The 21,961-nt window shown below is 70.7% G+C and carries 17 protein-coding genes; 11 read left to right on the top strand and 6 right to left on the bottom strand.

Going from position 1 to position 21,961, the window contains the following annotated elements:
- The first annotated feature begins 330 nt into the window (after positions 1 to 330).
- The 3 genes from ACFPZJ_RS36560 (at position 331) to ACFPZJ_RS36570 (ending at position 3,740) form a co-directional block, all read left to right on the top strand.
- The gene (locus tag ACFPZJ_RS36560) at positions 331 to 993 is read left to right on the top strand and encodes a DUF3105 domain-containing protein (RefSeq protein ID WP_381030907.1); all 663 of its coding nucleotides are present in this window, start codon (positions 331 to 333) and stop codon (positions 991 to 993) included.
- Positions 990 to 1,613 carry a DUF305 domain-containing protein gene (locus ACFPZJ_RS36565; RefSeq protein ID WP_381030909.1) on the top strand — a complete coding sequence of 208 codons (624 nt, stop codon included), beginning with the start codon at positions 990 to 992 and terminating at the stop codon, positions 1,611 to 1,613. The genes ACFPZJ_RS36560 and ACFPZJ_RS36565 overlap by 4 nt, the downstream gene beginning before the upstream one ends.
- Positions 1,614 to 1,796: 183 nt before the next feature.
- Positions 1,797 to 3,740, top strand: coding sequence for a S53 family peptidase (locus tag ACFPZJ_RS36570; protein ID WP_381030911.1), 1,944 nt, complete (start codon positions 1,797 to 1,799; stop codon positions 3,738 to 3,740).
- A gap of 76 nt (positions 3,741 to 3,816) precedes the next feature.
- On the opposite strand, the gene ACFPZJ_RS36575 is transcribed toward ACFPZJ_RS36570, so the two are convergent.
- Entirely contained in the window at positions 3,817 to 4,704 is an 888-nt protein-coding gene (locus ACFPZJ_RS36575; protein WP_381030913.1) for a glycosyl hydrolase, read from the bottom strand.
- A gap of 539 nt (positions 4,705 to 5,243) precedes the next feature.
- On the opposite strand from ACFPZJ_RS36575, the gene ACFPZJ_RS36580 reads away from it, so the two are divergent.
- Positions 5,244 to 6,998 (top strand): NAD+ synthase, encoded by a 1,755-nt coding sequence (locus tag ACFPZJ_RS36580; protein WP_381030915.1) that lies wholly within the window; start codon positions 5,244 to 5,246, stop codon positions 6,996 to 6,998.
- 109 nt (positions 6,999 to 7,107) lie between these two features.
- Here the strand turns inward: ACFPZJ_RS36580 and ACFPZJ_RS36585 are convergent, their stop codons facing one another.
- Both ACFPZJ_RS36585 and ACFPZJ_RS36590 read right to left on the bottom strand, forming a co-directional pair.
- Positions 7,108 to 7,557: a VOC family protein gene (locus tag ACFPZJ_RS36585; RefSeq protein ID WP_381030916.1), complete on the bottom strand. Its 450-nt coding sequence runs from the start codon at positions 7,555 to 7,557 to the stop codon at positions 7,108 to 7,110.
- Between the two features lie 21 nt (positions 7,558 to 7,578).
- The gene (locus ACFPZJ_RS36590; protein ID WP_381030918.1) at positions 7,579 to 8,085 is read right to left on the bottom strand and encodes a pyridoxamine 5'-phosphate oxidase family protein; all 507 of its coding nucleotides are present in this window, start codon (positions 8,083 to 8,085) and stop codon (positions 7,579 to 7,581) included.
- A gap of 143 nt (positions 8,086 to 8,228) precedes the next feature.
- Here ACFPZJ_RS36590 and ACFPZJ_RS36595 point away from each other — a divergent pair, with 143 nt between their 5' ends.
- Positions 8,229 to 11,228, top strand: coding sequence for a bifunctional [glutamine synthetase] adenylyltransferase/[glutamine synthetase]-adenylyl-L-tyrosine phosphorylase (locus tag ACFPZJ_RS36595; RefSeq protein WP_381030920.1), 3,000 nt, complete (start codon positions 8,229 to 8,231; stop codon positions 11,226 to 11,228).
- Between the two features lie 256 nt (positions 11,229 to 11,484).
- Here ACFPZJ_RS36595 and ACFPZJ_RS36600 read toward each other — a convergent pair whose 3' ends face one another.
- From ACFPZJ_RS36600 to ACFPZJ_RS36610, 3 genes are all read right to left on the bottom strand, one after another.
- Entirely contained in the window at positions 11,485 to 11,619 is a 135-nt protein-coding gene (locus ACFPZJ_RS36600; protein WP_381030922.1) for a hypothetical protein, read from the bottom strand.
- 552 nt (positions 11,620 to 12,171) lie between these two features.
- Positions 12,172 to 13,035, bottom strand: coding sequence for a phosphatase PAP2 family protein (locus tag ACFPZJ_RS36605; RefSeq protein ID WP_381030924.1), 864 nt, complete (start codon positions 13,033 to 13,035; stop codon positions 12,172 to 12,174).
- 152 nt (positions 13,036 to 13,187) lie between these two features.
- Positions 13,188 to 14,222, bottom strand: a complete 1,035-nt coding sequence (locus tag ACFPZJ_RS36610) for a LacI family DNA-binding transcriptional regulator (protein ID WP_381030926.1) — start codon at positions 14,220 to 14,222, stop codon at positions 13,188 to 13,190.
- A 447-nt stretch (positions 14,223 to 14,669) separates the two neighbouring features.
- Here ACFPZJ_RS36610 and ACFPZJ_RS36615 point away from each other — a divergent pair, with 447 nt between their 5' ends.
- The 6 genes from ACFPZJ_RS36615 (at position 14,670) to ACFPZJ_RS36640 (ending at position 21,875) form a co-directional block, all read left to right on the top strand.
- Complete coding sequence (locus ACFPZJ_RS36615) at positions 14,670 to 15,938, top strand: extracellular solute-binding protein (RefSeq protein WP_381030927.1); 1,269 nt, start codon at positions 14,670 to 14,672, stop codon at positions 15,936 to 15,938.
- Positions 15,939 to 16,046: 108 nt separating this feature from the next.
- A complete protein-coding gene (locus tag ACFPZJ_RS36620; RefSeq protein ID WP_381030929.1) occupies positions 16,047 to 17,051 on the top strand; it encodes a carbohydrate ABC transporter permease in 1,005 nt (334 codons plus the stop codon).
- Between the two features lie 13 nt (positions 17,052 to 17,064).
- Entirely contained in the window at positions 17,065 to 17,976 is a 912-nt protein-coding gene (locus ACFPZJ_RS36625) for a sugar ABC transporter permease (RefSeq protein ID WP_381030931.1), read from the top strand.
- Between the two features lie 150 nt (positions 17,977 to 18,126).
- Positions 18,127 to 19,821 carry a glycoside hydrolase family 13 protein gene (locus tag ACFPZJ_RS36630; RefSeq protein WP_381030933.1) on the top strand — a complete coding sequence of 565 codons (1,695 nt, stop codon included), beginning with the start codon at positions 18,127 to 18,129 and terminating at the stop codon, positions 19,819 to 19,821.
- Positions 19,822 to 19,961: 140 nt separating this feature from the next.
- Positions 19,962 to 21,335, top strand: a complete 1,374-nt coding sequence (locus ACFPZJ_RS36635) for an alpha-amylase (protein WP_381030935.1) — start codon at positions 19,962 to 19,964, stop codon at positions 21,333 to 21,335.
- A gap of 33 nt (positions 21,336 to 21,368) precedes the next feature.
- On the top strand, positions 21,369 to 21,875 hold the full coding sequence (locus ACFPZJ_RS36640) for a GNAT family N-acetyltransferase (RefSeq protein ID WP_381030937.1): 507 nt from the start codon (positions 21,369 to 21,371) through the stop codon (positions 21,873 to 21,875).
- Positions 21,876 to 21,961 lie beyond the last annotated feature (86 nt).

Below are 21,961 nucleotides of genomic sequence, written 5' to 3' on the forward strand. Positions count from 1 at the left end.
AGCCGCACGAGGACCCGCGGGGCGAGGTCGGTGGAGCGCGGCAGCCGCATTCCCGCAGCGTAGATAATGGGAACCCGGGCTTCAAACGATCCGGGCGGTGCCTGCCCCGGAGCCGCCCGGAATCCGGAAGCCGTCCCCGAGCGCCTCTCCAGCCGTCCCCGAACGGGGCCGGGAACCTGTCGGGAGGCTGTCAGTGCCGTATCGATTCAGCCCCCTTCCTGTGGGCTCTCTACGAGCGGCACCACCTCCCCCATTACGATCAGCGCACCCCTCGTCCGACCCACCTGTCCCACCCCCACCCGTCCCACCCCACCCCGAAGGACACACCTCATGGGTACCGCCAAGAAGAGCAGTGCGGCACGCAAGGCGCGCATAGCGGAGATGCGGCGCGCCGAGCAGGCTCGGGAACGCCGCAACCGCATCCTCACCATCGGGGCCAGCGTGGTGATCGTCACCGGGCTCGTCGTCGGCGGTGTCGTCCTGGTGCAGTCGCAGTCCGACGACAGCGGCAGCGTGGCGAGCGACTCGAAGTCCACCGGCAGCTTCGTCACGGGCAAGGACGGGGTGAAGACCTGGAAGGGGACCCTCTCCCGCAACCACGTCACCAAGGCAGTGAAGTACCCGGTGCAGCCCCCGGTCGGCGGCGACCACAACCCGGTGTGGATGAACTGCAACGGGGACGTCTACACCGAGCAGATCAACACCACCAACGCCGTCCACTCGCTGGAGCACGGCGCGGTGTGGGTGACGTACAACAGCGAGGCGAAGAAGGCCGACGTCGACGCGCTCGCGGCGAAGGTGAGGAAAACGCCGTACACGCTGATGAGCCCGGTCGACGACCAGCAGGACCCGATCATGCTGACGGCGTGGGGCCACCAGCGCACGGTGACGGGCGCCGACGACCCGAACGTGGACGCGTTCCTGGAGAAGTACGTCCAGGGGCAGCAGACGCCCGAGCCGGGTGCCGCCTGCACGAACGGTCTGTCGAAGTGAGGCACGCGGGACTGGTCGCGGGTGCCGCGGCGGCCGTGCTCGTCGCGGCCGGCGCGATCACCTACGCGGTAGCCGAGGACGACGGCTCCGCCGACACCCCCGCGGCCGACTCCGCCGACGCCGGGTTCGCGCGCGACATGGCGGTGCACCACCAGCAGGCCGTGGAGATGTCGTACATCGTGCGCGACCGCACGAAGGACGAGGAGGTGCGCCGCCTCGCGTACGACATCGCCCAGACGCAGGCCAACCAGCGCGGCATGCTGCTCGGCTGGCTGGACCTGTGGGGGCTGCCGAAGGTGTCGTCGTCCGAGCCGCCGATGACCTGGATGGGCATGGGCGACATGGCCTCCGGCAAGGACGGCGCGCTGATGCCGGGCATGGCGACCAACACCGAGATGGAGAAGCTCGGCACGCTCAGCGGGAAGCAGGCGGAGGTCTTCTACCTCCAGCTCATGACGGACCATCACAAGGGCGGCGTCCACATGGCCGAGGGCTGTGTGGACAAGTGCGCGGTCGGCGTGGAGAAGCGGCTGGCGCAGGGCATGGTGGACGCGCAGGAGTCGGAGATCGCGCTGATGTCGGACATGCTCAAGGCGCGGGGCGCCGAGCCGAGGCCGTAGCGCCGTCGGCCTCCCGGGGGGGCAGCACGTAAGCCTCGAATTGCCCTGCCCGCTGATGACTTGGGTTCTTCTTGGCTTCGGTAGGGCGCTTCTTGGGGCGGGCATTCCCCTGGCATGAACGGTTCATCGCAAGAGTGGCGAGCGTCGAGTGATCCACTCGCGACGAACCGCACAGGGGGTTCCATGAGATCCAACCGCGCCAAGGTGCGCGCCGGAGTGAGCATGGCGGCGACACTGCCCATGATCGTCGGTGCGCTGGCGCTCGGCATACCCGCGGCACACGCCGCGGACACTCCGGCACGGGACACGCTGGCCGGGACCAAGCCCGCGTGGGCCACGCCCAAGGCCGACCGGGGTGCCACCTCCGACAGCGCCCGGGTGACCGCCCGGGTCTACCTCGCCGGCCGGGACGTGGCCGGCCTCGCCGCGTACGCCAAGGCCGTGTCCGACCCGGCCTCGGCCTCGTACGGCAAGTACCTCAGCGCCCGGCAGGCGCAGGCCCGCTTCGGCGCGACCGCGCAGCAGGTGGCGGCCGTGAACTCCTGGCTGACGTCGGCGGGCCTGAAGGTCACGGACGTCACACCGCACTACGTCGCCGTCACCGGTGACGTGGCCGCGGCGGAGCAGGCGTTCGGCACCCAGATGCACGATTACGTCAAGGGCTCCCGGACCTACCGGGCCCCCGCGCACACCGCCTCCGTCCCGGCGAGCCTGGCTGAGGCCGTCCTGACCGTGACCGGGCTGGACGACGCGCCCCACAAGGCGACCCACGACGATCAACTTCCGCCGCCGGGGACGGTGTTCCGCAACGCAGGACCGTTCTCCTCGTACTACGGCTCGAACGTCGCGAGCACGCTGCCCGAGGCGTACGGCAAGAAGATCCCGTACGCGGTCAAGGGCTACACGGGCAGGCAGCTGCGGGCCGCGTACGGTGCGGGCACCCGCACCGGCAAGGGCGTGCGCGTCGCCATCACCGACGCCTACGCCTCGCCCACCATCGCCTTCGACGCGGCCACGTACGCCGGGAAGCACGGCGACGCCGCCTGGCGCAGCGGCCAGCTCCACCAGGTGCTGCCCAAGAACTACACGCAGACCAAGGAGTGCGGCGCCGCCGGCTGGTACGGCGAGGAGACCCTCGACGTGGAGGCCGTGCACGCGGTGGCGCCCGCCGCCGACGTCACGTACGTGGGCGCCGCCTCCTGCTACGACGACGACCTGCTCGACGCCCTCGGCAAGGTCGTCGACCACCACCTCGCCGACATCGTCTCCAACTCCTGGGGCGACATCGAGGCCGACCAGACCCCGGAGCTCGCCGCCGCCTACGACCAGGTCTTCCAGCTGGGGGCGGTCGAGGGCATCGGCTTCTACTTCTCCTCCGGCGACAACGGCGACGAGGTCGCCAGCACCGGGACGCAGCAGGTCGACACCCCGGCCGACTCGGCGTGGGTGACGGCGGTGGGCGGCACCTCGCTCGCGGTCGGCAGGAACAACACGTACCGGTGGGAGACCGGCTGGGGAACGGAGAAGGCGGTGCTGTCGGCCGACGGCAAGAGCTGGACGGACTTCCCCGGCGCCTTCACCTCGGGCGCGGGCGGCGGCACCAGCCGGACGGTCGCCGAGCCCACGTATCAGAAGGGCGTGGTCCCGGACTCGCTCGCCAAGGCGTACGGCGCGGCCGGCAACCGGGTCGTCCCGGACATCGCGGCGATCGCCGACCCGAACACCGGCTTCCTCGTCGGCCAGACGCAGACCCTGCCGGACGGGAAGAGCCAGGCGTACGACGAGTACCGCATCGGCGGCACCTCGCTGGCCGCCCCGGTCATCGCGGCCGTGCAGGCCCTCGCCCAGGAGGCCCGCGGCGGCAAGCTGATCGGCTTCGCCAACCCGGTGATCTACGCCAGGTACGGCTCGAAGCTCTACCACGACGTCACCGACGACCCCACGGGCTCCGGCCTGGCGGTGGCACGCGTCGACTTCGTGAACGGCTACGACGCGACGAACGGCCTGACGACGTCCGTCCGCAGCCTGGGCAAGGACAGTTCGCTCAAGGCCGTGAGGGGCTACGACGACGTGACGGGCGTGGGCACGCCCGCGAACGGTTACGTCGAGTCGTACCGCCGCCGCTGAGGCCCGCCCTCGGCCGCGACCGTCGGCGCTGCCCGCGTCCGGCTCCCGGCGGGAACCCCGCCGGGAGCCGGAGCGCCTAGCCGCCGAAGCGAAGCTTGTACTGCGCCTTGCCGTTCGGGAATTCGTCCAGGGTTCCGCCGCCCCAGTCCAAGTCGAAATACGCCTGGTACGTCGAGTCCTGGACCAGTTCGGCCATGCGGTCGATGAAGTAGGGCGAGTCGCCTCCGCCCGCATACGCGTCGCCCTTGCGGTAAAGGCCCCATTCCGGGTACGACTTCGGCTTGTTGTGGGCGGCGGCGAACGCCTTGAACTGATTCACCCCCATGGTGGTGGTGAGGGTGTGGTTCCACCGCTGTGACGGCGTGGCCTCCGGGTGGCCCCACCACACGTCGTAGATGTTCAGACCCACGATGTCGACATAGGCGTCCCCGGGGTAAAGCGTCTCGAACGACGTGACCTTCCCCGCGGGGCCGACAGCCATGTTGTAGTCGAATTTGAAGTTCGCCCCGCTGCGAGCACGCATAAGGGTGACCACCCGCCGGAACATCGCCCGGTAAGCCGCCGGGTCGTCGGTTCCCTGCCAGGCTCCGATGTTCTTGTTGTTGCCCTCGTACCCGAGGCGGACGACGGAGTCGCCCAGGCCGTTCTTGATCATCAGGTCGGCAAGGACCCGGAACTGGCTGTCGTACTGACCGGCGAGCCCGGCCGCGAAGTTCCCGCCCTTGGGCAGCAGCGGCAGCCCGAGCACGAACCGCCGGTCGGCCCTGGCCTTCTTCCACTCGCCCCAGTACTGGGTCGCGTACTGGTTCCACAGGGTGTTCTCGGACGGGTCGAGATAGTCGGTGGCGTCCACCGGCGACCGGCTCAGCCATGTCTGGAAGCCGTTCACCTCGGCGGTCTTGCCCGGACCCACGTAGACACCCAGGCGGGAGGCTGGGGTGGCACCCTCGGACGGCATGGCCATGAACGCGAGGATAACCGCGACCGCGGCCAGTATCGTTGCCAGTTTTCGTTTCATTCTCATCCTTGTCGACCGGCCACGGCAGGGCCGGCATTCCGGTGCCGCTCGCCCGTCATTTTCAGAAGGCCCCCGTACGCAGGCAATGAGAGATCGCTACTATGCGGATTCGCAGAAAAAGGGGAGCCTTGCCACCGGGCCAGCGGCGTGCTGCCCCGCACCGGACCACTTCCCAGGCATCTGCCGTGCCGTCAAAGGTGGGGACAGGGCAGTAAGAACGAGAGCGATTCCCAGCAGCCACCGCACTGGTTCGCACAGACATGTCGGCTGTGGTCGTTATGGGCGAATTGCTCGTGTTCGCCCAAGGTTCTCCACTGCTATCGGCCATCGTTGACGCCGTATGCGGCATGGTGCATCTCACACGACGCCTCACCGCGCACCGGCCCGCCGGCCTGGGCCCTCTTCCTCGCGCTGAGCCGGGTGTGAGCGGCCCCGGGTGACATGGGCCACCCCATCGCGTCGCTTTGACGATTACACTGGGCCGCGTGCCTCAACTACGCCTCGCCCTGAACCAGATCGACTCCCGTGTCGGTGACCTCGCCGGGAACGCCGAGACCGTCGTCCGCTGGACACGGCACTCCGCCGAGCAGGGAGCGCATCTCGTGGCGTTCCCTGAGATGGCGCTGACCGGCTATCCCGTCGAGGACCTGGCCCTCAGGTCGTCCTTCGTGGAGGCGTCCCGCGCGGCCCTGCGCTCGCTCGCCGGGCGTCTCGCCGAGGAGGGCCTCGGAGAGCTGCCGGTGATCGTCGGCTACCTCGACCGCTGCGAGACCGCGCAGCCGAAGTACGGCCAGCCGGCCGGCGCCCCGCAGAACGCGGCGGCGGTGCTGCACCGCGGCGAGGTGGTGCTCACCTTCGCCAAGCACCACCTGCCCAACTACGGCGTCTTCGACGAGTTCCGCTACTTCGTGCCCGGCGACAGCATGCCGGTCCTGCGGGTCCACGGCGTGGACGTCGCCCTCGCCATCTGCGAGGACCTGTGGCAGGACGGGGGCCGCGTCCCGGCGGCCCGCTCGGCACGGGCCGGCCTGCTGCTCTCCATCAACGCCTCCCCCTACGAGCGCAACAAGGACGACACCCGTCTGGAACTGGTCCGCAAGCGGGCTCAGGAGGCCGGCTGCACCACGGCCTACCTCGCCATGGTCGGCGGCCAGGACGAGCTGGTCTTCGACGGCGACTCGATCGTCGTCGACCGGGACGGCGAGGTCGTCGCGCGGGCACCGCAGTTCTCCGAGGGCTGCGTGGTCCTGGACCTCGACCTGCCGGCCGCGGCGGCCGACGCGCCGACCGGCGTGGTCGACGACGGACTGCGCATCGACCGGGTCGTCCTGTCGGAGGAGCCCCTGCCGGCGTACGAGCCGCGGCACACCGGCGGCTACGCGGACCGGCTGGACGACGACGAGGAGGTCTACTCGGCGCTCGTCGTGGGCCTGAGGGCGTACGTCGAGAAGAACGGCTTCAAGTCGGTCCTCATCGGCCTGTCCGGCGGCATCGACTCCTCCCTCGTCGCCGCCATCGCGTGCGACGCGCTGGGCGCGCAGAACGTGTACGGCGTGTCGATGCCGTCCAAGTACTCCTCCGAGCACTCCAAGGACGACGCGGCGGAACTGGCCCGCCGCACGGGCCTGAACTTCCGTACGGTCCCGATCGCCCCCATGTTCGACGCGTACATGGACTCCCTGGGCCTGACGGGCCTGGCGGAGGAGAACCTCCAGTCGCGCCTGCGCGGCACGCTCCTGATGGCGATCTCCAACCAGGAGGGCCACATCGTCCTGGCCCCCGGCAACAAGTCGGAGCTGGCGGTCGGCTATTCGACCCTGTACGGCGACTCGGTGGGCGCGTACGGCCCCATCAAGGACGTGTACAAGACGTCGATCTTCCGGCTGGCGGAATGGCGCAACCGGGCGGCGCGGGAACGCGGCCAGACCCCGCCCATCCCCGAGAACTCCATCACCAAGCCGCCGAGCGCGGAACTGCGCCCGGGCCAGGTCGACACGGACTCGCTGCCGGACTACCCGGTCCTCGACGCGATCCTCGACCTGTACGTCGACCGCGACAAGGGCGCGGACGAGATCGTGGCCGCCGGCTACGACCGCGACCTGGTCACCAGGACGCTGCGCATGGTCGACACGGCCGAGTACAAGCGCCGCCAGTACCCGCCGGGCACGAAGATCTCGGTGAAGGGCTTCGGGAAGGACCGCCGACTGCCGATCACGAACGGGTGGCGGGAGACGGCGTAGCCGAACCGGCGGCCGAGAGCCGAGAGCCGACGGCCGAGGGGGGCGGGAGTACGTCGCCGTCCCCCTGGACCGTGTCGTGCGGCGTCTCGTCCTGGTGCGGTGGCTGCCGCTACCGCACCCGCGTCTTCGCCAGGTCCGCCAGCACCTGATGCAGCGGCTCGGAAGCCCTCCGCCGGTACTCCTGGATCGCCCACCCGTTGCCGTCCGGGTCCTGGAAGTACAGGAACGTCGCGCCGTCGTCCGGGGCGTAGCGGACCGGCTCGGAGACGTCGAGGCCGCGTTCGCGCAGTTCGGCGTGGGCCGCCTCGATGTCGGCGACGCACAGTTGCAGGCCCTGGTAGGAGCCGGGAGCGGGGCGCGGGCCCCGGGCCATCTCCCAGATGCTGTCGCCCAGGGCGATCGAGCAGCCGGAGCCCGGAGGGGTCAGCTGGACGATCCGCATGCCGGGCATGACCTCCTGGTCGATGTCGACGTGGAAGCCGACCTTGTCCCGGTAGAAGTCCCGGGCCCGGTCGATGTCGCTCACGGGCAGCGGGATCACTTCGAGCGTGTACTCCACGGCGTGACTCCTTCGTCGACGTCAGACGAACCGCCAGCGGGTCTGGCTGAACGGCTCCCCCTTACCGAAGCCGAAAACCGTGCGCGGCGCCACCGAGTAGACGACGGCCCGGCCGGGACCGTGGTGGAAGCAGCCGTCCCGCACCTCGAAGTGCCAGAAGCTGCCGTACTTCGCCTCCCACGCCGCGGCCAGCTCGCGCAGCCGGGCGTCGTCCGGCACACGCACCGCCTCGCCCTCGACCACCAGGTCGTAGCCCTTGTCCCAGGTGTTGGTGCCGGTGGTCAGCACGACGTGCGGGTTGGCCGCGAGGTTTCGCGCCTTGCGCTCCTCGGGGCCGGTGCAGAAGTGCAGCGCGCCGTCCGCCCAGACCGCGGGCAGTGGTGTCACGTGCGGCCGTCCGTCGGGACGGACCGTCGAGATCCAGAAGAGTTCGGCTCCGGCCAGCAGCGCCTCGGCCTCGGACCAGCCGGGCGCGGCGGCGCCCTCGCTGCTGTACCGGGGGTCCAGCTCGGCCTCGGGTTCCCGCATGGTGCCCACCTCCGCATCGACGAGTGCCCCGCAGGAGGGACCCCGGCCGGGCCCGGAACTCATCGGAACCCGTCCCGGAGCTTCCCCCCAGGTCTCCGGTTAGGCTCAAGGCCGTACGAGCTTGATCCGGAGGGAGGCCGAGGATGACGGCGGGGCCGGGACGCAGAAGCAGTACCTTCACGCGACTGCTGCGGCACGGCTTCACCGATGCCACCGCCGCCGAGCGGCTCCTGGACAGCCCCGAGCTGGCGCCGCTGCGCGACGACCCGGTCCTGCTGGACGCGCTCGGCGCGACCGCCGACCCCGATCTCGCGCTGCTCGGACTGGTCCGGCTGCTGGAGGCCCAGCCGGGCCCCACCGCCCGCCGGGAACTGCTCGACACCCTGACGGCGGCCAAGCCGCTGCGCGACCGGCTGCTCGGCGTGCTCGGCGCCTCCACCGCCCTCGCCGACCACCTCGCCCGGCACCCCGGCGACTGGCACGCGCTCGTCATGTACGAGCCCCGGGACCTGCACCCGGGAGTGGAGGAGTTCGAACGCGGCCTCGCCGACGTGACCGACCCGGTCTCCCTGCGCGTCGCCTACCGGCGCTGCCTGCTGTCCATCGCGGCCCGCGACGTCTGCGGCACCACCGACGTCGCCCAGACCGCCGCCGAACTCGCCGACCTCGCCACCGCCACACTGCGCGCCGCCCTCGCCCTGGCCGGGGCCGCCGCGCCCGACGACGCGGCACTGTGCCGGCTCGCGGTCATAGCGATGGGCAAGTGCGGCGGCCACGAGCTGAACTACGTCTCCGACGTGGACGTCATCTTCGTCGGCGAGGCCGTCGACGGCGCCGACGAGGGCAAGGCCCTGCGCGCCGCGACCCGGCTCGCCTCGCACATGATGCGGATCTGCTCCGAGACCACCGTCGAGGGCTCGATCTGGCCCGTCGACGCCAACCTGCGGCCCGAGGGCAGGAACGGCCCGCTCGTGCGCACCCTCTCCAGCCACCTCGCCTACTACCAGCGCTGGGCCAAGACCTGGGAGTTCCAGGCGCTGCTCAAGGCCCGCCCGGTGGCCGGTGACGCGGGGCTCGGCGAGGAGTACGTCGCCGCCGTGCGGCCCCTGGTGTGGAAGGCGGCCGAGCGCGAGAACTTCGTCACCGACGTGCAGAAGATGCGCCGCCGCGTGGTGGAGAACATCCCCGTCGCCGAGATCGACCGCCAGCTCAAGCTGGGGCCGGGCGGCCTGCGGGACGTCGAGTTCGCCGTTCAGCTGCTGCAACTGGTGCACGGCCGCACCGACACCTCGCTCAGGAGCGGCACCACGCTCGACGCGCTGAAGGCACTGGCGGCCGGCGGGTACGTCGGGCGCGCCGACGCCGCCCAGCTCGACGAGGCGTACCGGTTCCTGCGCTCCATGGAGCACCGGATCCAGCTGTTCCGGCTGCGGCGGACCCACCTCGTCCCCGAGGACGACAGCGATCTGCGGCGCATCGGGCGCTCGCTGGGGCTGCGCACCGACCCGGTCGCCGACCTCAACCGCGAGTGGAAGCGGCACGCCGGCGTCGTACGCCGACTGCACGAGAAGCTGTTCTACCGGCCGCTGCTCGACGCCGTCGCCCAACTCGCCCCCGGTGAGGTCCGGTTGCGCGCCGAGGCGGCCCGTGAGCGGCTGGTCGCGCTCGGGTACGCCGACCCCGCCTCCGCCCTGCGCCATCTGGAGGCGCTGGCCTCCGGAGTGAGCCGCAAGGCCGCGATCCAGCGGACCCTGCTGCCGGTGCTGCTCGGCTGGTTCGCCGACTCGGCCGACCCGGACGCGGGACTGCTCAACTTCCGCAAGGTGTCGGACGCGCTGGGCAAGACGCCCTGGTACCTGCGGCTGCTCCGCGACGAGGGCGCGGCGGCCCAGAACCTCGCGCGCGTGCTGTCGGCCGGACGGCTCGCCCCCGACCTGCTGATGCGCGCGCCGGAAGCGGTCGCGCTGCTCGGCGACGGGGACGGCGCGGGACTCGAACCGCGGTCCCGCGCCCCTCTGGAGCAGGAGATCCTCGCGGCCGTGGGGCGGGCCGACGGCGCGGCCCAGGCGGTGACGGCCGCGCGGGGCGTACGGCGCCGCGAGCTGTTCCGCACCGCCGCCGCCGACATCGTCGGCTCCTACGGCACGGAGTCCCAGCCGGCCGAGGCCGACCAGGGCGCCCTGGTGGACCGGGTCGGCCGTGCGGTGTCGGACCTGACGGCGGCGACCCTGGCGGGCACCCTGCGGGCGGTCGTACGGGAGGGGTGGGGCGACGCCCTGCCGACCCGGTTCGCGATCATCGGCATGGGCCGGTTCGGCGGGCACGAGCTGGGCTACGGGTCCGACGCGGACGTGCTGTTCGTGCACGAGCCGCGGGAGGGGGTCGACGAGCGGGAGGCCGCACAGGCCGCCAACAAGGTCGTCTCCGAGATGCGGCGCCTGCTGCAGCTCCCCAGTGCCGATCCTCCGCTGCTCATCGACGCCGACCTGCGTCCGGAGGGCAAGTCCGGGCCGCTCGTCCGCACCCTGAAGTCGTACGAGGCGTACTACCGCCGGTGGTCGCTGGTGTGGGAGTCGCACGCGCTGCTGCGGGCCGAACCGGTCGCCGGCGACGAGGATCTGGGGCGGCGTTTCATCGAGCTGGTCGATCCGCTGCGGTTTCCGGCGGACGGGCTCGGGGACGACGCCGTGCGGGAGATCCGGCGGCTGAAGGCCCGCATGGAGTCCGAACGGCTGCCGCGCGGCGCCGACCCGAAACTGCACGCCAAGCTCGGGCCGGGCGGGCTGTCCGACGTGGAGTGGACCGTGCAGCTGCTGCAACTGCGGCACGGGGCGGCTCAGCCGGGGCTGCGCACCACCCGGACCCGGGAGGCGCTGGCGGCCGCCCGGGAGGCCGGGCTCATCTCCGAGGAGGACGCCGGGACGCTGGACGAGGCGTGGGTGCTGGCGACGCGGGTGCGCAACGCGGTGATGCTGGTGCGGGGGCGTGCGGGAGACACCTTCCCGTCGGACAGCCGCGAACTCGCCGCGGTCGGGCGGTACTTGGGATACGGGCCGGGCCGGGTGGGGGACATGCTGGACGCGTACCGGCGTACGGCGCGACGGGCTCGGACCGTGGTGGAGGAGCTGTTCTACGGGGCGTAGGACTCCGGCGGTCGGGCGCTCGCGTGGTCGGCGGTGGTGCGGCTGGGCGGCAGTGCGGTGGGACCGGCTGAGGCGTCGGACTGCGGTACACCGCTGCGGACGGCCCGCGGACGTGCCGCGGTTGCACGCCGTGGGGCAGCGGTACGGCCTGCTGGTGCAGCCGCACCGCCACGGCCCGCCTCCGTCGTCTCGCCGGCGCGGGGCGCGGGTAGCGGGGGGCGGGGGGCTTCGGCGGTCGCCTGCGCGTCAGTCCCCCTCAGGTCAGGACGACGAGCGTGCCCGCCACGACCCGTGCGCCGACGTGCTCGTCCAGGACCACCGCTCCCAGGGTCACCGAGACCACCGGCAGCGGGGCCGGTGGCGCCTCGTCGCCGGTGAGGGTGCGGACCACGCGGGCGAAGACCGCGGCGTGGCTCGCGGCGGCGGCCAGCAGGGCCCGTGTGCCCCAGGGGCCCTCACGTGCCAGGGGGCGAGGAGCAGGACCGTACCGGCGAAGCCGAGGACGAGACCGGTCAGCCGTACGGGGCGCAGGTCCCGGTCCGTGCCGAGGACGAGGCCGATCAGCGGGCACCACGGTAGAGCGGTGGCGTGGCGTTCAGGACGCCCGCGATGCCCGAGTCGGCGGTCTGCTCGCCCCCCGCCGAACAGGGCGAACGGCAGGGCGTTGCAGAAAGTGCGGCCATGACGAGGTGGCCCCGGGTGCGGCGGGAGCGGGGCAGGCGCTGCTGCCCGGCCCAGCGGGCGAGGAGCGGCAGGACGGCGGTCCCCAGGGCGCAGCGGGTGATGGTGGTCCGGGCCGGGGAGAGGCCGTGCCCGGCACGGGATCGCTGACCGCGGCGGCGGGTCGGCTCGGCCCCGTCGGCGGTGAGCCGGCGGAAAGGGGCCTGGAGCCGACTGGCCTCCCGCCGCGAGCCGTGCAGCCCTCCCCCTCGGCTGCAGCCGACTAAGTGCCGGTCGGCCGCAGCCGGCCGTCCCTCCTGCGTTCATGCGCCACCCGCCGCGGCAGCGCGTACGGCACGCTCCCGTACCACAGCCCCGCCACCGCGAACCCGAAGCCGAGGCACAGCACCCCGCCCACCGCGTCCAGCCAGAAGTGGTTGGCGGTGGCGACGATGACCACCAGCGTCGCCGCCGGGTACACCAGGCCCAGCACCCGCACCCACGGCACCGTCGCCAGCGCGAAGATCGTCAGGCCGCACCACAGGGACCAGCCGATGTGCATCGACGGCATCGCCGCGTACTGGTTCGACATGTTCTTCAGGTCGCCGGACGCCATCGAACCCCAGGTGTCGTGCACCAGGACCGTGTCGACGAAGTGGCCGCCGTTCATCAGCCGGGGCGGGGCGAGCGGATACAGGTAGTAACCGACCAGGGCGACACCCGTCGTCGCGAACAACACCAGCCGGGTCGCGGAGTAACGGCCCGGGTGGCCGCGGTAGAGCCACACCAGGACACCCAGCGTCACCACGAAGTGCAGCGTCGCGTAGTAGTAGTTCATGCCGACGATCAGCCAAGTCACCGAGTTCACGGCATGGTTGACCGTCTGCTCGACGGCGATGCCCAGCTGGTGCTCGGCCTTCCAGATCCAGTCGGCGTTGCGCAGCGCCTCGGCCTTCTGCTCCGGCACGGCGTTGCGGATGAGTGAGTACGTCCAGTAACTCACCGCGATCAGCAGGATCTCGAACCAGAAACGGGGCCGACGCGGGGTGCGCAACCGGCGCACGAGACCCCGCCCCGCCTCCTCCGCGACGGGATGTGGAACGGCCGCCTCGCGGCCTTCCAGTGTCGTCACGGTCGTGTCACCCATAGGCACAGAGTCTGCCAGAAAAGACCTGCTTCCCCGATCATCCTCTCGTCTGGTTCGGGCCGCACCTTCTACGGCCTGGGCAGGCCCCGGCCTCCTCCCATCGCAGGGCCGCGGACCGCGAGTTCTCCACCCGGAGGACGATTACGGGCGATTCACGGACGAGTCCGGTCCCCAGGGGCTGAAGCAGTTGAACCGCGCACCACGAGCTCCGGCATGAACACGAACTCGCTGTGCGGCGCGGGCGTCCCGCCGATCTCCTCCAGCAGCGTACGCACGGCCGCCTGGCCCATCGCCGGGACCGGCTTGCGGATCGTCGTCAGCGGCGGGTCGGTGAAGGCGATCAGCGGGGAGTCGTCGAAGCCGACCACCGAGACGTCCTTCGGCACGTCCAGGCCGCGCTGCCGCGCCGCCCGTATCGCGCCCAGCGCCATCATGTCGCTGGCGCACACGATCGCCGTGCAGCCGCGCTCCATGAGCGCCGTCGCCGCGGCCTGGCCACCCTCCAGCGTGTACAGGGAGTGCTGGATCAGCTCCGTCTCGACCGCCTCGGCGCCCAGCCCCAGCAGGTCCTGCATGGTGCGGACGAAACCCTCGATCTTGCGCTGCACGGGCACGAACCGCTTCGGCCCCAGCGCCAGGCCGATACGGGTGTGCCCCAGCGACACCAGGTGCGTGACCGCCAGCGTCATCGCCGCCCGGTCGTCGGGGGAGATGAACGGCGCCTGCACCTTCGGGGAGAACCCGTCCACCAGCACGTACGGCACGCCCTGCGCGCGCAGCCGCTCGTAGCGCTGCATGTCGGCGGTGGTGTCGGCGTGCAGTCCGGAGACGTAGATGATGCCGGCGACCCCGCGGTCCACGAGCATCTCCGTCAGCTCGTCCTCGGTCGACCCGCCGGGGGTCTGGGTGGCCAGCACCGGCGTGTAGCCCTGCCGCGTCAGCGCCTGGCCGATCACCTGCGCCAGCGCCGGGAATATCGGGTTCTCCAGCTCGGGGGTGATCAGGCCCACCAGACCCTCGCTGCGCTGCCGCAACCGCACCGGGCGTTCGTAGCCCAGCACGTCGAGGGCGGCCAGCACGGACTGGCGGGTGGTGGCGGCGACGCCCGGCTTCCCGTTGAGGACGCGGCTGACGGTCGCTTCGCTCACCCCCGCCTGAGCAGCGATGTCGGCAAGCCGTGTGGTCACAGCACTGGACTGTAGCGGCCGTGGTTCCCCTTGCACACCGACGGGACGCCTGGTGCGCGCCGCCGTCGGACGGCCCGCTGCGGGCTGCTGCGTCATGGCGATCCCTCGAGTCGTGGTGCGACGTCATGTCGTGGTGTGGCGTCCGGTCCGCAACGGATGATTCCCCCGACGGAAACGGATGGCAAGTGCTTGCAGACTCTTGCACAAGTGTCCGACCCCCCGCGGATCAGCGGGAAAACCGGGTCTCACGGCGATCGAGGCGAGGTCACGGCCGGATAACCATCGGCAGGGCTTGCACTTTTTTGCTGCAAGGTCTTTCGCGACGCTTACATCGCTGTTACGTTCACGGTCGCCCGGCCGCCGCAACGGCGCAGTCGGCAAGTCGGCGGGGAGCGGCAGACGGGGCCGCCCTCGCACCCCACGGGCTTTCACCCTCAAGGAGAACTCATGCGGCGTGGCATAGCGGCCACCGCGCTGGTGGCGTCCCTCGCCCTCACGGCGACGGCGTGCGGCGGAGACAGCGACAGCGGCGACACGGCCGGTCCGGTCACCATCACCTGGTGGGACACCTCCAACGCGACCAACGAGGCGCCCACCTACAAGGCCCTGGTCAAGGAGTTCGAGGCCGCCAACAAGGGCATCAAGGTCAAGTACGTCAACGTCCCCTTCGACCAGGCGCAGAACAAGTTCGACACCGCCGCCGGCTCCAAGGGCGCCCCGGACCTGCTGCGCTCCGAGGTCGGCTGGACCCCCGCCTTCGCCAAGAAGGGCTTCTTCCTCCCGCTGGACGGCACCGAGGCCCTCGCCGAGCAGGACAAGTTCAAGCCCAACCTGATCGAGCAGGCCAAGTACGAGGGCAAGACCTACGGCGTCCCCTTCACCACGGACACCCTCGCCCTCGTCTACAACAAGGAGCTGTACAAGAAGGCCGGCGTCGAGGCCCCCAAGACCTGGGACGACCTGAAGAAGGCCGCCGCCACCATCAAGGACAAGACCGGCGTGGACGGCTACTGGGGCTCCACCCAGGCCTACTACGCCCAGCCCTTCCTCTACGGCGAGGGCACCGACACCGTCGACGTCGACGCCAAGAAGATCACCGTCACCTCACCCGAGGCCAAGAAGGCCTACGGCACCTGGAAGAGCCTGTTCAGCGGCAAGGGGCTGCACAAGGCCGACACCACCGCCGACGCCTACGCCCACATCCAGGAGGCGTTCGTCAGCGGCAAGGTCGCCTCGATCATCCAGGGCCCGTGGGAGATCACGAACTTCTACAAGGGCTCGGCCTTCAAGGACAAGAACAACCTCGGCATCGCCACCGTCCCGGCCGGCTCCTCCGGCAAGGCGGGCGCCCCGACCGGCGGACACAACCTGTCCGTCTACGCCGGCTCCGACGAGGCACACCAGAAGGCCGCGCTGAAGTTCGTGCAGTTCATGACCTCGGCGAAGGCCCAGGAGACCATCGCCCTGAAGAACGCCACGCTGCCCACGCGCGACGACGCCTACACCGCCGAGGTCAAGGCCGACCCGGGCATCGCCGGGTACCAGACGGTCCTGGCCGCCGCCCAGCCGCGCCCGGAGCTGCCCGAGTACAGCTCCCTGTGGGGCCCGCTGGACACCGAGCTCAACTCGATCGCGGGCGGCAAGAAGTCCCTGGACAAGGGCCTGAGCGACGCTGAGGTCGCCATCGCCAAGCTGGTGCCCGACTTCAGCAAGTAGACCCGAGTGGCCGCCGGATCCCCCGGCTCATGGGGGGAGGGATCCGGCGGCCACCGGCCTGTGTGCCGTACCCCTTGATCCGCAGGACTCCGAGAAGGTTGTCGAACCATGACAGTCGCCATCGACCGCGCGACCGGCAAGCGCCGCGGTGACCGCGCCCCGCGGCCCGGGCTGGGCCGGCGCCTGAAGCACAGCTACCAGAAGAACTGGTACGCCTACGCGATGATCGCCCCGGTGGCGGTCGTCCTCGGGGTCATCGTGCTGTACCCCCTGGCGTACGGCTTCTACCTCACGCTCACCGACGCCGACAGCCTCAACAGCGCCCGCACCATCGGCGTCAACGAGATCGCTGCCACGTACAAGTTCATCGGCCTCGACAACTACGCCGACATCCTGTGGGGCCCGACGGCGTACGACCGCTTCTGGTCGCACTTCATCTGGACGATCGTCTGGACGGCGGCCTGTGTCGCCCTGCACTACGGCATCGGACTCGGCCTCGCCCTGCTGCTCAACCAGAAGCTGCGCGGCCGCACCTTCTACCGGCTGATCCTGATCCTGCCGTGGGCCGTGCCAACCTTCGTCACCGTCTTCGGGTGGCGGTTCATGCTCGCCGACACCGGCATCATCAACTCCGGCCTGGAGGCCCTGCACCTGCCGACGCCGGCGTGGCTGGAGGACACCTTCTGGCAGCGGTTCGCAGCGATCATGGTCAACACCTGGTGCGGTGTGCCGTTCATGATGATCTCGCTGCTCGGCGGGCTGCAGTCCATCGACGCCTCCCTCTACGAGGCCAGCGAGATGGACGGAGCCAACGCCTGGCAGCGGTTCCGCTACGTCACCCTGCCGGGCCTGAGGTCCGTCAGCTCCACCGTGGTCCTGCTCGGCGTCATCTGGACCTTCAACCAGTTCACCGTCATCTTCCTGCTGTTCGGCAACACCGCCCCCGAGGCCGACATCCTCGTAACCTGGGCGTACTTCCTGGGCTTCGGGCAGCAGCCGCGCGAGTTCGCCGAGTCCGCGGCCTACGGCATGCTGCTGCTGGCCATCCTGATCGTCTTCACCTCCTTCTACCGCCGCTGGCTGAACCGCAACGAGCAGCAGCTCGCGATCTGAGGCAGGAGTTCCCATGAGCACCACCACCGTTCAGACCGCTGCTCAGGCGGACCGGCCCGCCGCCACACCCACCCCGCCCCGCGTGGTGCGCGGCCGCGGCGAGCGCGGCCCCCTGGCGTCCCTGACCTCCCACGGCATCCTGGTCCTGGCCAGCGTCATCGCGCTGTTCCCGGTCGCCTGGCTGGTCTTCCTGTCCCTCGGCCCGGACAAGGACGACTACCTCCACCCCGGACGCATCTGGGGCAGGATGACGCTGGACAACTACGCCTTCGTGCTGCAGGAGACGAGCTTCTTCGACTGGCTGAAGAGCTCCCTGATCGTCTCGCTCGGCACCACCGTCATCGGCGTTCTGGTCGCCGCCACCACCGGCTACGCGGTCTCCCGCATGCGCTTCCCGGGCTACAAGAAGTTCATGTGGGTGCTCCTTGTGACCCAGATGTTCCCGGTCGCGGTCCTGATGGTGCCGATGTACCAGATCCTGTCCGAGCTGCAGCTCATCGACAGCTACCTTGGTCTCATCCTCGTCTACTGCTCGACGGCGGTGCCGTACTGCGCCTGGCTCCTCAAGGGCTACTTCGACACCATCCCGTTCGAGATCGACGAGGCGGGACGCGTCGACGGGCTGACCCCCTTCGGCACGTTCGCGCGGCTGATCCTCCCGCTCGCCAAGCCCGGGCTGGCGGTCGCCGCGTTCTACAGCTTCATCACCGCGTTCGGCGAGGTCGCCTTCGCCACGACGTTCATGCTGGACGACCAGAAGTACACCCTCGCCGTCGGCCTGCAGAGCTTCGTGAGCGAGCACGACGCCCAGCGCAACCTCATGGCCGCCACCGCGGTCCTGATCGCGATACCCGTCTCCGCGTTCTTCTACCTCGTGCAGAAGAACCTGGTGACCGGCCTCACCGCCGGCGGCACGAAGGGCTGACCCCCCTTCCTACGCGGACTCCCGCGCGCTGTGGCGCGCGGGGTGGCGGCCGCGGTGCCCATCCGACCCCGCTGTCACCGCGGCCGCCTCGTCACCCAGCCGCCCGACCACGCCTCCATGACCCCACACCGTTTACGCCTCAAGGACGACATGAGCCAGCAGCACTCCGCCGCCCCGGCCCCCGCCCCTTCGACCGACTCGGCCGTCGCCACCGTCACCAAGCGCCGCGACTGGTGGCGGGACGCGGTGATCTACCAGGTCTATCCGCGCAGCTTCGCCGACAGCAACGGCGACGGCATGGGCGATCTGGACGGTGTCCGCACCCGCCTGCCGTACCTGCGCGACCTGGGTGTGGACGCCGTGTGGCTCAGCCCCTTCTACGCCTCCCCGCAGGCCGACGCCGGCTACGACGTCGCCGACTACCGGGCCGTCGACCCGATGTTCGGCTCGCTGCTCGACGCCGACGCGCTGATCCGCGACGCCCACGAGCTGGGTCTGCGCATCATCGTCGACCTCGTGCCCAACCACTCCTCCGACCAGCACGAGTGGTTCCGGCGGGCGGTCGCCGAGGGCCCCGGCTCCCCCCTGCGGGAGCGCTACCACTTCCGCCCCGGCAAGGGGAAGAACGGCGAACTCCCGCCCAACGACTGGGAGTCCATCTTCGGCGGCCCGGCCTGGACCCGGGTCACCGAACCCGACGGCACCCCGGGCGAGTGGTACCTGCACCTGTTCGCGCCCGAGCAGCCCGACTTCAACTGGAACCACCCGGCCGTCGGCGACGAGTTCCGCTCCATCCTGCGCTTCTGGCTCGACATGGGCGTCGACGGCTTCCGCATCGACGTCGCCCACGGCCTGGTGAAGGCGGAGGGCCTGCCCGACCTCGGCTCCCACGACCAGGTGAGGCTGCTGGGCAACGATGTCATGCCGTTCTTCGACCAGGACGGCGTGCACGAGATCTACCGGCAGTGGCGCCTGATCCTCGACGAGTACGCCGGAGAGCGTATTTTCGTCGCCGAGGCATGGACCCCGACCATCGAGCGCACCGCCAACTACGTCCGCCCGGACGAGCTGCACCAGGCCTTCAACTTCCAGTACCTGAGCACCCACTGGGACGCCGGCGAGCTGCGCGAGGTCATCGACCGCACCCTGGAGGCCATGCGCCCGGTCGGCGCCCCCGCCACCTGGGTCCTGTCCAACCACGACGTGACCCGGCACGCCACCCGGTTCGCCAACCCGCCCGGCCTCGGCACCCAGATCCGCCTGGCCGGACAGCGCGAACTGGGTCTGCGCAGGGCCCGCGCCGCGACCCTGCTCATGCTGGCGCTGCCCGGCTCCGCCTACATCTACCAGGGCGAGGAGCTCGGCCTGCCGGACGTCGTCGACCTGCCCGACGAGGTGCGCCAGGACCCGGCCTACTTCCGGGGCGCCGGCCAGGACGGCTTCCGCGACGGCTGCCGCGTGCCGATCCCCTGGACGCGTGAGGGCTCGTCGTACGGCTTCGGCAGCGGCGGCAGCTGGCTGCCGCAGCCGGAGGGCTGGGGCGAGCTGAGCGTCGAGGCGCAGACCGGTGTGCCCGGCTCGACCCTGGAGCTGTACCGGGCCGCGCTCGCCGTGCGCCGGGAGCAGCCCGACCTGGGCGCGGGCGACGCGGTCGAATGGCTGCGCGCGCCCGAGGGCGTGCTGGCCTTCCGGCGTGGGGAGTTCGTGTGCGTCGCGAACACCACCGGCGAGTCGGTGGCGATGCCGGCGTACGGCCGTGTCCTGCTCGCCAGTGGCGAGGTGACCGAGGTGAACGACGAGGCGAAGGTGCCCGCCGACACCACGGTCTGGTGGACGACCGCCTGACCCCTCGTCGGCTCCGCAACTTTTTTCATTGAAGTTGGTACGGCCCGCTGCCCTTTCGGGTGGCGGGCCTTTACCATCTGCGTCACCGCAAGGTTGCTGAAATCTTGCAGCAAGAACCTTCGATGGAGAAGGAACCCCACATGGCACGCAGAACCCTCTCCGCCGCTGTCGCCCTCGCCGCAGCTGCGGTTGTCATGAACCCGACTACCGTGCAGGCCTCCCCGCCCGGCACCAAGGACGTCACGGCCGTCCTCTTCGAGTGGAACTTCGCCTCGGTCGCCCGCGAGTGCACCACGACCCTCGGTCCCGCCGGTTACGGCTACGTGCAGGTCTCCCCGCCTGCCGAGCACATACAGGGCGCGCAGTGGTGGACGTCGTACCAGCCGGTCAGCTACAAGATCGCCGGTCGCCTCGGTGACCGCGCGGCCTTCCAGAACATGGTGAACACCTGCCACGCGGCCGGTGTGAAGGTGGTCGCGGACACGGTCATCAACCACATGTCGGCGGGCAGCGGCACCGGCACCGGCGGCTCGTCGTACACGAAGTACACCTACCCCGGCCTGTACTCCTCCTACGACTTCGACAACTGCACCTCGCAGATCACCAACTACCAGGACCGCTGGAACGTCCAGAACTGCGAACTGGTCGGCCTGGCCGACCTCGACACCGGCGAGGACTACGTCCGCAGGGCCATCGCCGGCTACATGAACGACCTGCTCTCGCTCGGCGTGGACGGCTTCCGCATCGACGCGGCCAAGCACATGCCGGCCGCCGACCTGGCGAACATCAAGTCCCGCCTGAGCAACCCGTCCGCCTACTGGAAGCAGGAGGTCATCTACGGCGCGGGCGAGGCCGTGCAGCCCACCGAGTACACGGGCAACGGCGACGTCCAGGAGTTCCGCTACGCCTACGACCTCAAGCGGGTCTTCACCAACGAGAACCTCGCCTACCTGAAGAACTACGGCGAGGGCTGGGGCTACATGAGCAGCGGCGTTTCCGGTGTCTTCGTCGACAACCACGACACCGAGCGCAACGGCTCGACCCTGAACTACAAGGACGGCGCCTCCTACACCCTGGCCAACGTCTTCATGCTGGCCTGGCCGTACGGCGCCCCCGACATCAACTCCGGCTACGAGTTCACCGACCACGACGCCGGGCCGCCCAACGGGGGCCGGGTGGACGCCTGCTGGCAGAGCGGCTGGAAGTGCCAGCACGCCTGGCCGGAGATCAAGTCCATGGTCGCCTTCCGCAACGCCACGCGGGGCCAGGCGGTCACCGACTGGTGGGACAACGGAGGCGACGCCATCGCCTTCGGCAGGGGCAGCAAGGGCTTCGTGGCCATCAACCACGAGCCGGGTGCGCTGACCCGCACCTACCAGACGTCGCTCCCGGCGGGCACGTACTGCGACGTGCAGAGCAACAGGCCGGTGACAGTGAACTCCTCGGGCCAGCTCACGGCGACCCTGGGCAGCAACACCGCCCTGGCGGTCTACGCGGGCAAGTCGAGCTGCTGACCCCCCACGGCAGGCAGTGGCACGATCTTCGCCGTGCCTGCCGTGCTCCCCTTCGCCCAGGGGCCGGTGTCGCTCACGACACAGCGGCTGACGCTGCGGCCCGTGGAGCCGGCGGACGTGCCGGCCCACGGCCGCCTGTCGACCGGCCCGGAGGTCCGCCGTCACCTCGGCGGACCCGTCCCTGAGGACGTCGCCCGCGCCCGCCGGCAGCGGTGCGTGGGCGTGCCCGGGCCGCTGAGCGTGGTGCGCGCCGAGGACCCGGTGGTCGTCGGCGCGGTGCTCGGGGAGCCGGGGGCGAGGCAGGGCCGTACCGCGGTCGCGTATCAGTTGCTGCCCGAGTACTGGGGGTGCGGCTACGCGCGTGAGGCGCTGCGGGCCGTCGTCGAGTGGTGGCCGGGCGATCTGGTCGCCGTCACCGAGGAGTCCAATCTGCCCTCCCGCCGACTGCTCGACGCCCTGGGGGCCGTCCCCTGTGAGCGGCTCGTGAGTGGGGAAAGCCCCAGGGCCCGCTCGCTGGTCACCTGCACCGTCAAGCGGTAACCGCCGCCCCACCGCCCGAGAAGCCCGGCCACCCCTCCGGTGGCCGGGCTTTTGAAATCCCTTGCTCATGCTTTCAGGACTCTTGC

Origin of the sequence: Streptomyces bullii (assembly GCF_042657145.1) — a bacterium.
GTDB lineage: Bacteria > Actinomycetota > Actinomycetes > Streptomycetales > Streptomycetaceae > Streptomyces > Streptomyces bullii.

Bases quoted from the DNA above. Each gene is read 5' to 3' on its own strand.
- ACFPZJ_RS36560 (WP_381030907.1), top strand. From the start codon at position 331: ATGGGTACCGCCAAGAAGAGCAGTGCGGCACGCAAGGCGCGCATAGCG.
- ACFPZJ_RS36570 (WP_381030911.1), top strand. From the start codon at position 1,797: ATGAGATCCAACCGCGCCAAGGTGCGCGCCGGAGTGAGCATGGCGGCG.
- ACFPZJ_RS36575 (WP_381030913.1), bottom strand. From the start codon at position 4,704: ATGGCCATGCCGTCCGAGGGTGCCACCCCAGCCTCCCGCCTGGGTGTC.
- ACFPZJ_RS36590 (WP_381030918.1), bottom strand. From the start codon at position 8,085: ATGCGGGAACCCGAGGCCGAGCTGGACCCCCGGTACAGCAGCGAGGGC.
- ACFPZJ_RS36595 (WP_381030920.1), top strand. From the start codon at position 8,229: ATGACGGCGGGGCCGGGACGCAGAAGCAGTACCTTCACGCGACTGCTG.
- ACFPZJ_RS36605 (WP_381030924.1), bottom strand. From the start codon at position 13,035: ATGGGTGACACGACCGTGACGACACTGGAAGGCCGCGAGGCGGCCGTT.
- ACFPZJ_RS36615 (WP_381030927.1), top strand. From the start codon at position 14,670: ATGCGGCGTGGCATAGCGGCCACCGCGCTGGTGGCGTCCCTCGCCCTC.
- ACFPZJ_RS36620 (WP_381030929.1), top strand. From the start codon at position 16,047: ATGACAGTCGCCATCGACCGCGCGACCGGCAAGCGCCGCGGTGACCGC.
- ACFPZJ_RS36625 (WP_381030931.1), top strand. From the start codon at position 17,065: ATGAGCACCACCACCGTTCAGACCGCTGCTCAGGCGGACCGGCCCGCC.
- ACFPZJ_RS36630 (WP_381030933.1), top strand. From the start codon at position 18,127: ATGAGCCAGCAGCACTCCGCCGCCCCGGCCCCCGCCCCTTCGACCGAC.
- ACFPZJ_RS36635 (WP_381030935.1), top strand. From the start codon at position 19,962: ATGGCACGCAGAACCCTCTCCGCCGCTGTCGCCCTCGCCGCAGCTGCG.